Below are 12,078 nucleotides of genomic sequence, written 5' to 3'. Positions count from 1 at the left end.
GACGAAATTTCTTTTTAATGGTTAATATATATTAATATGGATTTTTATTCTTGCAATTGATCGAGTTTTCAAATATAATTTTAAGATTTTGAAACGAAATGTTGCATTGCACGTAATAAATACCATAAGCTGGACAGTATAACATTAATGGAAAAGGGGGGACTATTGTGAAGGGAAAGCGCCGGAAGAAGCTTACGGGGCCATTGATGCTCTTAATGCTGCTGACGCTGTTGCTTCCTGTCTGGATTGGATCACCGTCAGCGCATGCAGCTGAGAAGAGTGGTGCCGTATATATTATTCCGGTTGATAAACCAATCGAGCAGGGACTTGGCAAGTTCATGGAACGCGGGTTCAAGCAAGCAGAAGAGATGAATGCTGGCCTGATCGTTCTTGATATCAATACGCCGGGAGGCCGTGTCGACACTGCAGAAGCATTGGGTACCCTAATTAAGGACAGTCCGATTGAGACTGTTGCATTTGTTCGTGGAGATGCTGCTTCAGCCGGGAGTTTTCTGGCTCTGAATGCAGATAAGATCGTAATGTCACCAGGCAGTATGATTGGTGCGGCAGCAATGGTCGACAGTACGGGTAAACATGTTGATGATCCAAAGCTTGTTGCATTCTGGAAAAGCAAAATGCAGGGAGCGGCTGAAATCAGTGGTCGTGATGGCAAGATTGCAGCTGGAATGACGGATGTTAACATCGTTGTTGAAATGCCAGAGATCAATAAAACCAAGCAAAAAGGTGAAATTATTGCTCTCTCTGCTGAAGAAGCGCTGAAAGTTGGTTATGCCGACCACATCAGCAACACACCGGAAGAAGCGGCAGCTTGGCTCGGTTACAGTCAGGATGACGTATTTAAGGTAGAACGAACAACAGCGGAGAATATCTCCTCTTTTCTTACCAATCCGGTTGTGATGACTGTGTTATTGTTCCTCGGAATCGCGGGTGTGATCATTGAATTGATTGTTCCTGGTTTTGGAGTTCCTGGTATTGTAGGTATCGTGTGTTTCGTGTTGTATTTCTCGGGTAATTACATTGCGGGATTTGCCGGAGCAGAGACATGGGTGCTATTTACCGTCGGACTCATCATGATGATTCTGGAGATGTTTATTCCGAGCTTTGGTATTCTGGGGATTTTGGGATCAATTGCGCTTGTGGCCGGTGTTGTAAGGGCTGCTTATGATACGAGTGATGCATTTGTATCTCTAGGTATCGCTTTTGGAGCAGCACTGGTAGTCATTGCGATCATCTCAATTATCTTTAAGGATCGAGGGATATGGAATCGCTTCATACTGAGTGACAGCATGTCTGCGGATCGGGGTTATTCATCAGCCACAGAACGTAAAGAGCTGGTTGGTCTGCAAGGAATCAGTCTGACACCACTTCGTCCTTCTGGAACAGCGATGTTTGAAGGGGAACGAATTGACGTTGTGACCGACGGAGATTTTATTCCCATCGATACTCCGATTATTGTGATTAAAGCGGAAGGTACCCGGATTGTGGTTCAGCAAGCTTTGCCGGTGTAACTCGCTCTGTTGTCGAAGCGGATTAACGCTTCGGCAATGTACATAACCACATGCTGAAGCTGCCAGCGAGGTGGTGTATTCTTTAATTTAGCAGCGGACTCATGAGTGTCTTCTCAAACATTTTTATCAAAATTCAAATTGCAAATGGAGGAAATTAAACAATGGACACATCTATGATTACGATTTTGCTCATTGCGGTAGTAGGTATTATCGTATTGAGCGTATTCTTCAGCTTTTTCCCGGTTATGCTCTGGGTTTCAGCGATTGCATCCGGCGTACGCGTAAGTATTATTACACTGGTAGCGATGAGACTGAGACGTGTAACGCCTAGCCGTATCGTTAATCCAATGATTAAAGCAACTAAAGCTGGTCTTAAACTTTCAATGAACCAACTGGAAAGTCACTTCTTGGCCGGTGGTAACGTTGACCGTGTTGTAAACGCTCTGATTGCTGCACAACGTGCCAACATTCCACTCGAATTTGAACGTGCTGCAGCGATTGACCTCGCAGGTCGTGACGTATTACAAGCCGTACAGATGAGCGTTAACCCACGAGTTATCGAAACGCCGATTGTGTCTGCGGTTGCCAAAGATGGTATTGAAGTTAAAGTTAGAGCACGGGTTACGGTTCGTGCCAACATTGACCGTCTCGTCGGTGGTGCTGGTGAAGAAACGATCATCGCCCGTGTTGGTGAAGGTATCGTAAGTACGAACGGTTCCTCCAATTCTCACAAAGACGTCCTGGAAAATCCGGATCTGATCTCTCGTACTGTATTGTCCAAAGGTCTGGATGCTGGTACTGCTTTTGAAATCCTGTCCATTGATATTGCGGACGTTGATGTAGGTAAAAACATTGGTGCCTTCTTGCAAACAGAGCAAGCAGAAGCTGACAAACGTATCGCTCAGGCAAAAGCAGAAGAGCGTCGCGCAATGGCCGTAGCCCAAGAGCAAGAGATGAAAGCACGCGTAGTGGAAATGAGAGCACGCGTTGTTGAATCAGAATCCCAAGTACCTCTCGCCATGGCTGAGGCACTTCGTAACGGTAAAATCGGTGTGATGGATTATATGAACCTGAAGAACATTGAAGCGGATACTCAAATGCGTAATACATTGGGAAAACCTGGTGAAGGTTCGAATTCCAACGATCAGGGTGATTCCAAAAACGGAAGATAGGCGGTGAGTGCATATGGGCCTATTTGAATGGATTTTTGATAATCTGTATATTGTGGCCGTCATCGGTTTTGCACTCTTCTCCTTCTTGGGGAAAGCTGCCAAATCGGCTGATCCGAACAAAAAGCGTCCTGCCAACGGGATGCCTACATTTGGAGGCAGTGGTGATTCAGGCCGGGATGAACGTTCAAGAGACAATTCATCTCCGCAGCAGTCTTCCGGACCTACAGACCCCCGCTATGATGAACAGTATGACGATCGGTATGATGACGTGCAATATGAGAATCAGTATGATGAGCCGTATTCGGAGCCTGCTGCATCTTCTCGCCCCGCAACTGACTACAGAAGTGAGGGCACGATGAGTGCGATGGCAAATTCACTTGAGGAACAGATGAGAGGCATGGAAGAACAGCAACGCTTAATTGAAGAACGCTTGAATCGTATCTCTTCTGCGAATCGACCAGTTGTGTCTGATTCCAGTTGGGATGAGACCAGCACCAATGAATCGGGAGCGTCTCCGCTTCGTCCTGCTGATATTCGTACAGGTGTCCTTTGGGCAGAAGTACTGGGTTCCCCTCGTTCCAAACAGCCGTTTGGTACAAGAGGGAAACTGTAAATAAGTTAAGTTGCTGGACGGAAATAAAGCCGTCTCTGGTGAGCATGAAGCCGCCGGAGACGGCTTTTTCTGTGTTCGATCCTTTTTTCTCAACATTCGTCCCTAACACGCCCCGGAATTTTCATAAATTCTTGAATCTGCGCATAAGTTGAACTGTAGAGGAAGGGGGAAGACCTTCGAATGACCCGGATCAGCCGCAAGCTGCGCAGATGGACCAGTGAAGTGTTGGATCTGCCGCAGGATGTGCTTTATGATATGCCACGGTTAACCCTGATCGGCAGTAAGCAACTGTATATAGAGAATCATCGCGGTGTCATCCATTTCACGCCGGATCGTATCGTGTTGGCTCTTTCCCAAGGCCAGTTAGAGATCAAAGGAACTGCCTTGGTGATACGTAACATTTTGCCGGATGAAGTAGCTGTTGAAGGAACGATTCTGGATATTCATATGAATGGAGTGGAGGGGAACGGATGAAGCAGCCCAGTCTGTATAAACTGCGGGGAGCAGTCCGAATCACGGTCACTGGGGGAGACATTGAAACATTAATCAACACGGTGGCAGAGCAGGGACTGGAAGTTTGGGACCTGCGTGCTCACGATGGACGCGTGGCAGAGATGAATATTCTGCTGCCGCATTTTTTCAGGTTGCGTCCTATGTTGAAACGGACAGGCTGCAGGGTGAAAGTAACCCATCGCAGCGGTTTCCCCTTTTTTGCGGCCCGTTTATTGCGGAGGAAGTTCTTTCTTGGGGGGATGCTGTTTTTTGTGGCAGCTTTGTTTGCGTTGTCATCCATGGTATGGGATGTGGAGGTCAAGGGTAACGTCACCATTCCCACCGACGAGGTGCTCGCAGCAGCGAAGAAAGAGGGCATATATCCTTTCCAATGGGGGTTCCGTCTGCAAAGCCAAGACAAGCTCTCCAGGCAGCTTGCACTCGCTCTGCCGGATGTAACCTGGATTGGCGTCAGCAAAGAGGGGACAACCATTACCATTCAGGTCGTAGAATCTGCCCAACCAAAGCGCGAACCATTACTGAATCCCAGACATCTGATCAGTAAGTCAGATGCTGTGGTCACTCAAATCTATGCGGAGCAGGGACGCCCTGTTGTTCAGAAGGACATGCGTGTCAAAAAGGGTCAGGTATTGATCTCAGGGATTCTCGGGGATGAGGAGAACACCAAAACCATCGTTGCCAAAGGCGAAGTTCGTGGTCTGGTATGGCGTGAGTATCAGGTAGAGGTTCCGCTAGTGCAAAAACATAATACAATGACAGGTGAGAGCAAAGAACGTTTTTACATGGTACTGGGGAATTGGGCGATTCAACTGTGGGGGTACGGAAGTACACCATTCACTTCATTTGATACCGAGAGTAATCATAAACCATTGACGTGGCGATCCTTTACACTTCCTATGGGTTGGCTGACAGAGAAAGATCTGGAGACCCGAGAGCATGAGCAACAACAGACGATAGAATGGGCCAGAACGAAAGGATTGGAAGGAGCAAGGAACGATATTATCGCCAAAAACGGCAAAGGAACAAAAATTATAAGTGAAAAAATTTTGCATGAGAAGAAAGAGAATGGTAAAGTTTATATGAAAGTCTTATTTGAAGTAGAAGAAAGCATTGCGGAAGAACTTCCGCTAGTCCATAGTCAAGGAGAATGAGGATATTTGTCAGAGCAAACACGCAGCATACAAATCTCCCTCCAGAGTGCGGGAGAGGGCCAATCTCTTTTTGGACCCCAAGATACTTTTCTTAAACTGATTGAATCCGAGATTCCCGCCCAGATTGCATCCCGTGAAGCGGAGATTGTGATTTTTGGCAACGCACAGCAGGTGGAATCGCTTGAACAATTATTTGATGTGTTACTGCAATTGATACGCAATGGATATGTGTTAACCGAGAGAGATGTGAAATATGCGATTGAACTTGCCAAGGATATGCGGGCAGACCAGCTATTGGATCTGTTCAAGGGCGAGATTACGACAACATATCGAGGTAAACCAATCCGTGTTAAAACCATTGGACAGAAGCACTATGTAACTACAATTAAAAAACGTGATATTGTATTTGGCATTGGTCCTGCCGGTACGGGTAAAACCTACCTTGCTGTTGTACTGGCTGTTGCTGCAATTAAAGAAGGCAGCGTCAAACGCATTGTACTCACACGGCCTGCTGTTGAAGCGGGAGAGAGTCTTGGATTTTTGCCAGGTGATCTTCAAGAGAAGGTAGACCCTTATCTGAGACCACTGTACGATGCCCTGTATGACGTTATGGGACAGGAACAGACCGCGAAGGCACTGGAGCGAGGGTTAATCGAAATCGCGCCACTCGCCTACATGCGGGGGCGTACGCTGGATGACTCCTTCATCATTCTGGATGAAGCACAGAACACAACGCCGGAACAGATGAAGATGTTTCTAACCCGTCTTGGTTTTGGCTCCAAAATGGTCATCACCGGAGACGTGACACAGATTGATTTACCGCGTGGTAAGAAATCCGGGCTTGTGGAAGCGAATACGATCTTGAACGAAGTTAACGAGATTGGATTTGTCTATTTTGCCGAGCAAGATGTTGTACGGCATTCCCTTGTCCAGAAAATTATCGTGGCTTACAACCACGCCGCAGAAAATCAAGCATAGAAAGGGATTGTCTAAAGTGACCTCGAAGGAACCGTCAAAAGGCAAATCTTTTCAGAATAAGGCTACAGGATGGAAGTATAGCGTGTGGGCACGCTATCTTCTGTTTTTGTTTCTGGTGATTCTTTTCTACGTCAGTCTGGCTTCCAAACTGCTCCCTGAGCGCTATGATATTCAGGAAGGGACACGGAGTGAAGTGGACATTGCTGCGCCCATGCAGATTCCGAATAACAAGGCCACACTCAAAGCACAGGAAGAAGCTGCTGAACGGGTACAGCCGATATTTCAGATTGTCCAGTTGCGAAACGAAAATTTGATGACTACCCTGCTTGATCGTGTAGATCGATTAAATCAGGATGATCAGATTTCAAGTCAGGATAAGATTGATATTTATCGGGATGAAATTCCACAGCGCCAGAAGGACTTTGTGACCAACTATATCAATAATAATCGGAAAGCCGGTACATACTCCGAGACTCTTTTGGAAGAAATCAGAAATGTGGTACAGGAGCAAAGCTACCGTATTCCCGAAGAAACTTACATCAAAATCTCACGTCTGACATCGGATGATATCCAGGAGATGAAGCCGGTTGCGAGGGATATTGTTGCCCGGTTAATGACGGATCAGATCAGCGATGCAACCACTGCTCGTGCCAAAGTAGCCGAGATGGTGAGTGTCAGCTCTCTTGGTAAGCGTACGCAACGTGAGGTCGTGCAAGAGCTTGCTCGCCTTGTGGTGACCGCGAACCGCTTCTACGATGAAGAGGGAACTAAGGAAGCCAAAGTACAGGCGCGTGAGAACACGCAAACCGTCTTTATCAAGCAAGGGGACACATTAGTTGCCAAGGGTGAGATGATCACCCCGGAGATGTATACTTTGCTGGGTGAGAATGATTTGCTGAAAAATGAAGTGAACTACTGGCCGCAGCTTGGACTTCTTATGTTTTCCTGCCTGTTGTCAGCAGCCATTCTGATGTATATTCAGCAAGGCAGCGGAACACATTTTAAGTATAATAATGCCCAGCTGTTGATGCTTGTTCTCATTTTTATTATTACGATTGTGGTTATGCATGTGACGGCGATTATCCAGACCAATGAGAGGTCTTATGTTGGCTTCCTTGCACCTGTTGCGGTAGGAGCGATGTTAATTGCCTTGTTACTGGATACCTCGCTTGCCTTTGTATGTTCGATTTTGATCGGTATGTTGTCCAGCATTATTTTGAATACACATCAGGGTCAACTTTTTGACTTCGAACTAGGTTTCTTTGCTGTATTGGTTTCATTTGTTGCGATCTTCGCAACTCATAAGGCTAGCCAGCGATCAACGATCCTGAAAGGGGCCATTATGGTCTGTCTGTTCGGGTCCATAGCCGTCTTCACCTTGGCTTTGATTGACTCGGGCGATTGGAACCGAACCACGACACTGTATGGTGTTGGGTTTGCATTTGCGGGTGGCGTACTGACTGCCATTCTGGTTATTGGGCTGATGCCATTTTTTGAAGCTTCATTTGGCATTTTGTCAGCGCTCAAACTGGTAGAACTATCTAATCCGAACCATCCGCTTCTTCGCAAGTTGCTGACGGAGACACCGGGTACCTATCATCACAGCGTTATGGTAGGAAATCTGTCCGAAGCAGCAGCAGAAGCCATAGGAGCTAACGGATTGCTCTGCAGAGTCGGTTCGTATTATCATGATATTGGCAAGACGAAGCGCCCCATCTATTTTATTGAAAATCAGAACAATATGGAGAATCCACATGATTCAATTGATCCGAAACTGAGCAAATCCATTATCGTTGCCCATGCGCGCGATGGGGTGGAAATGCAGAAGGATTATAAGTTGCCCAGACCTATTCGGGATATTGCTGAACAGCATCACGGCACGACATTTCTCCACTATTTCTATCACAAAGCACTGCGCCAGGCGGAAGAAGCAGGCGTTGAGCCTGATTTCACGGAAGAAGATTTCCGTTACCCTGGGCCGAAGGCTCAGTCCAAGGAATCGGCTATTGTTGGCATTGCCGATAGTGTGGAGGCTGCTGTGAGATCTTTGCGCAAACCGACAGTGGAGCAAGTGGAGTCCATGATTGAGAAGATTATTAAAGGACGATTGGACGATCATCAATTTAATGATTGTGACCTTACGATGCGTGAACTGGATATCGTCGCCAGAACATTGAAGGAAACGGTGATGGGTATCTTCCACTCCAGAATAGAATATCCGGAGGAGATCAAGAAACCAAAGCCAACTTCACCCGAAGCAGGCTAATTTAATAATAGTTCGTGTTCAAAAAGGTTGGTTTTCAGTACCGAGAAGATGGGATGAAGTTAGAAATGGAGTAGCGGAGCGTAGGGAAAACTACGTGAGCAAAGGACATTTCGGCTGAATTCCATATTCGATGCTGATGATGCCCCTAGGCATCCTTCGTAATCAAAAGCGGGCTTTTTGAACAACCTCTAAATATTAGTAGACAGGAGTTATGAAAGAATGAGTCTTAATCTGGCATGGAATAATGAACAACAGGATAAAGAAATTACAGAACCGATGATTGCAATGCTGGAACAGTTGCTGAATCTCGCAGGAGAAGCAGAAGGTGTTGCAGACGGGGAAGTGGCTCTGACTTTTGTGAATGATGAGCAGATTCATGAGTTGAACCGTGATTATCGCGGTATTGACCGTCCTACGGATGTATTGTCTTTTGCAATGAACGAGACGGTGGATGAAGAGCTCGATATTATCTATGAGCTTGACGAAGATGAAGAAATGGAAGAAATGCCGGATGTTCTTGGAGACATCATCATTTCCGTACCACGGACCATCCTGCAAAGTGAAGAGTATGGACACTCATTTGAACGTGAACTTGGTTTTCTGTTTGTCCATGGTTTCTTGCACCTGCTTGGATACGACCATCAGGATGAAGCAAGTGAGGCTGAAATGATGGGCAAACAAGAAGCGGTATTGGCCCAGGCCGGGTTGACACGATAATGAGAAGACGCTCCTGGGGTCTGGTATTCCGCAATGCTGCGGAAGGAATCGCATATGGTTTGCGGACTCAGCGTAATGTGAGAGTTCACACGGGAGTGGCTATTTTGATGTGTGTAGCCGGCTTTTTTTTCAGAATCTCAAGAACGGATTGGATGTTTGTGCTGACCGCTGTCTTTTTGGTCCTGGTGACTGAATTGATGAACACGGCTGTAGAGGCAGTGGTTGACTTGGCACACCCCCATATCCACCCGCTGGCAAAAGCGGCAAAGGATACCGCGGCCGGGGCAGTTCTGCTGGCTGCGGTATTCGCCGTCATCATCGGTTGTATCGTTTTCATTAAGCCGGTGATGAGCTGGCTAGATTTGTACTGATTTTGTTTTAACCTTGTTTTGATTTGATTTTAATACTACACACTAATATAAATTTACTTGATGCAAACACGATAACGGAGAGGTCAGAAAAAACCTGAAGAAACGGAGTGTGCGCCTTTATCCCCGGATTTTCCCTTATTAAAAGGGATCAAAAAAATCTGGGGATAACAGCGCTCGGAAGGTTGTTCTGACAGCGGAGTGTCCAGTGTAAATGCACTAGTTTGATTTTATATTGCACCCTAAGGGAGAGATTATTAATGGATAACAGTTTGTTAATGCAAGAAGCAATTAAGGCACGTACGAAGGCGTATACGCCTTACTCCCATTTTGGTGTTGGCGCGGCTTTGCTTGACAGTGAAGGTCATGTGCATCATGGTTGTAATATTGAGAATGCTGCCTATACCCCAGGTAATTGTGCTGAGCGTACGGCGATGTTTAGTGCCATTGCAGGTGGGCAGAAGCCTCGCAGCTTCACAGCGATTGCCATTGTGGGCGACACGGATGGTCCTATTGCTCCATGTGGCGTATGTCGTCAGGTCATGTACGAACTGTGTGAACCTGATATGAAAGTCATCTTGGGGAACTTGAAAGGTGATCTGCAAGAGACCACCGTTGCTGAACTGTTACCTTGGGCTTTTGGGCCTTCTGATCTGAATTCTGCCAAAAAATAAACCAATATTCCAGGCCTAGGCGCCTGAGGAGGAACATATGAAAAAACAAGCATTTAAATCCGGTTTTGTAGCCATTATTGGACGTCCAAACGTAGGTAAATCCACACTGATGAACCAAGTGATCGGACAGAAAATTGCGATTATGTCGGACAAGCCACAAACCACACGTAATAAAATTCATGGTGTGTATACATCCGAACATCAGCAAATCGTATTCCTGGACACACCGGGTATTCACAAACGTCAATCCAAACTTGGCGATTATATGAATCAGACTGCTCTGAATACGCTCGGAGAAGTAGAAGCAGCACTGTTCCTGATTGACGCTTCAGAGGGTTTGGGTGGCGGTGACCGTTATATTGCGGAACAGTTGAAAAACATTCGTACACCTGTCATTCTCGTCATGAATAAAATTGACAAAATTGAGCCGGAAGCGCTGCTACCACTCATTGAGACGTATCGCAAGCTTCACGATTTCGCTGAAATCGTTCCTGTCTCTGCCATGCTTGGCAGTAATGTCAGCACGTTGCTGGAACAGCTAGGCAAGTATTTGCCAGAAGGTCCACAGTACTATCCTGATGACCAGGTTACTGACCATCCGGAGCAGTTTGTATGTGCCGAGTTGATTCGTGAAAAAATTCTGCAAATGACTCGTGAAGAAGTGCCTCACTCCATTGCTGTAACGATCGAAGATATGAAAGTGCAGGATAATGGTGTCGTTTATATCTCAGCTGTCATTTTTGTGGAACGGGATTCCCAAAAAGGGATCATTATCGGGAAGCAAGGTGCCCTTCTGAAAGAAGTGGGTAAACGAGCTCGACACGACATTCAGAACTTGCTCGGCTCCAAAATTTTCATGGACCTGTGGGTTAAAGTGAAAAAAGATTGGAGAAATCAGGATCGAGTTCTGCGTGACCTTGGCTTTGGCCGTGACTAATCGTCGGAATTGTATCCAGTAATTGCAACACATAGTTTACCTTGCAAGACTCCATCCTATTTGGTAGATGCAGACGTCATTTCCGAAGAGAGGATGAAATTCCGATGCGAGATTTTTCGTGGAAGGTTTTTGCGATGACGGGGGATGTAGAGTCCTATTTGTTATATACCGAGGCGTGTAACTCGTTAGGACAGGAGTCGGATAATGCAAGGGAAGTGATTGAAGATGAAGAAGCCGAAGGATAACTGGCTGATTCGGGAATGGTTAGGTGACGAGGCATGCTATACAGGGTGGAAGGGATTGTCATCCGCAGCATGGACTACGGCGAAGGGAACAAAATCATTACACTTTGCACCGAAAGCGGCGGGAAAGTAGGGGTACTCGTCCGCGGTGCCAAAAAGCCCAAGAGCCGACATGCTGCACTGGTGCAGCCGTTTACGTATGGTCAATATGTATATTTTCGCAATACAGGTCTAGGCACACTGAACGCTGGAGAAATTGTTGAATCCTATCATGAGTTGCGTGAAGATCTGGTCAAGGCCTCTTATGCCTCTTATGCGTGTGAACTATTGGATCGGGTGCTTCAGGATGAAGAGACAGGTACATTTTGGTTCAAACAGTTAAAGGCTTGTTTGCAGGCGTTGAAGGAAGAGAAAGATCCGGTTGTTATTACAAGTCTGTACGAAATGAAAATATTACAGGCATCCGGATATGGTCCACAGTTCGATGAGTGCATCTCCTGCAACCAGGAGCGACCAGATGAGCAGTTGTTTATAAGTCCCAGACTTGGTGGCGTCTTGTGTCGAGCATGCAAACACTTTGATCCTCCAGCGATGTCAGTTAGTCCAAAGGCTCTGAAGTTGTTGCGTTTGTTCGCACAGTTGGATCTGCAGCGCTTGGGGAATATATCAGTGAGTGAATCTACCCGTGATGAGATCAAAAAGTTGATGCGTGCCTTTATGGATCATCAGCTTGGTCTGAATCTTAAATCCCGTTCTTTCCTCGATCAGATGGAGAAGTACGGGATTTGAGGCGTTTTGGTGGAAGTGAAACTATATCTTGACTTCATACTAGATTTTATATATTATGAAATATAATTTCTCTTTATGAGACATGCATTGAACGAGAAAGTAAAAGACTGGATTTATTGCATTTATGGA

At 46.2% G+C, this 12,078-nt stretch carries 13 protein-coding genes; all 13 read left to right on the top strand.

Annotated features, from left to right (window positions below):
• Positions 1 to 206 precede the first annotated feature (206 nt).
• Complete coding sequence (locus MKY01_RS22170) at positions 207 to 1,529, top strand: NfeD family protein (protein WP_051450046.1); 1,323 nt, start codon at positions 207 to 209, stop codon at positions 1,527 to 1,529.
• Between the two features lie 161 nt (positions 1,530 to 1,690).
• Entirely contained in the window at positions 1,691 to 2,701 is a 1,011-nt protein-coding gene (gene floA / locus MKY01_RS22165) for a flotillin-like protein FloA (RefSeq protein WP_036615045.1), read from the top strand.
• A 13-nt stretch (positions 2,702 to 2,714) separates the two neighbouring features.
• The gene (locus MKY01_RS22160; RefSeq protein ID WP_127545241.1) at positions 2,715 to 3,314 is read left to right on the top strand and encodes a hypothetical protein; all 600 of its coding nucleotides are present in this window, start codon (positions 2,715 to 2,717) and stop codon (positions 3,312 to 3,314) included.
• A gap of 180 nt (positions 3,315 to 3,494) precedes the next feature.
• Entirely contained in the window at positions 3,495 to 3,788 is a 294-nt protein-coding gene (yqfC, locus tag MKY01_RS22155) for a sporulation protein YqfC (protein WP_017687241.1), read from the top strand.
• Positions 3,785 to 4,978, top strand: a complete 1,194-nt coding sequence (gene yqfD / locus MKY01_RS22150) for a sporulation protein YqfD (protein ID WP_127545244.1) — start codon at positions 3,785 to 3,787, stop codon at positions 4,976 to 4,978. Before yqfC ends, yqfD begins: the two co-directional genes overlap by 4 nt.
• 6 nt (positions 4,979 to 4,984) lie before the next feature.
• Positions 4,985 to 5,956, top strand: coding sequence for a PhoH family protein (locus tag MKY01_RS22145; protein WP_017687243.1), 972 nt, complete (start codon positions 4,985 to 4,987; stop codon positions 5,954 to 5,956).
• A 16-nt stretch (positions 5,957 to 5,972) separates the two neighbouring features.
• The gene (locus MKY01_RS22140; protein ID WP_127545247.1) at positions 5,973 to 8,222 is read left to right on the top strand and encodes an HDIG domain-containing metalloprotein; all 2,250 of its coding nucleotides are present in this window, start codon (positions 5,973 to 5,975) and stop codon (positions 8,220 to 8,222) included.
• Between the two features lie 219 nt (positions 8,223 to 8,441).
• Complete coding sequence (gene ybeY, locus MKY01_RS22135) at positions 8,442 to 8,939, top strand: rRNA maturation RNase YbeY (RefSeq protein ID WP_036674804.1); 498 nt, start codon at positions 8,442 to 8,444, stop codon at positions 8,937 to 8,939.
• Entirely contained in the window at positions 8,939 to 9,310 is a 372-nt protein-coding gene (locus tag MKY01_RS22130) for a diacylglycerol kinase family protein (protein ID WP_127545250.1), read from the top strand. The genes ybeY and MKY01_RS22130 overlap by 1 nt, the downstream gene beginning before the upstream one ends.
• Positions 9,311 to 9,567: 257 nt before the next feature.
• On the top strand, positions 9,568 to 9,981 hold the full coding sequence (locus tag MKY01_RS22125) for a cytidine deaminase (protein WP_074095878.1): 414 nt from the start codon (positions 9,568 to 9,570) through the stop codon (positions 9,979 to 9,981).
• Positions 9,982 to 10,018: 37 nt separating this feature from the next.
• Positions 10,019 to 10,918: a GTPase Era gene (era, locus tag MKY01_RS22120; protein ID WP_047843779.1), complete on the top strand. Its 900-nt coding sequence runs from the start codon at positions 10,019 to 10,021 to the stop codon at positions 10,916 to 10,918.
• Between the two features lie 104 nt (positions 10,919 to 11,022).
• Positions 11,023 to 11,163: a YqzL family protein gene (locus tag MKY01_RS22115; RefSeq protein ID WP_074095877.1), complete on the top strand. Its 141-nt coding sequence runs from the start codon at positions 11,023 to 11,025 to the stop codon at positions 11,161 to 11,163.
• A 33-nt stretch (positions 11,164 to 11,196) separates the two neighbouring features.
• A complete protein-coding gene (gene recO, locus MKY01_RS22110) occupies positions 11,197 to 11,949 on the top strand; it encodes a DNA repair protein RecO (RefSeq protein WP_047843778.1) in 753 nt (250 codons plus the stop codon).
• The last annotated feature ends 129 nt before the right edge of the window (positions 11,950 to 12,078 follow it).

Origin of the sequence: Paenibacillus sp. FSL R5-0486 (assembly GCF_037975155.1) — a bacterium.
GTDB classification, from domain to species: Bacteria; Bacillota; Bacilli; order Paenibacillales; family Paenibacillaceae; genus Paenibacillus; species Paenibacillus amylolyticus.
The sequence above is the reverse complement of the archived record's forward strand: the minus strand, read 5'-3'. Positions and strand labels throughout refer to the sequence as shown.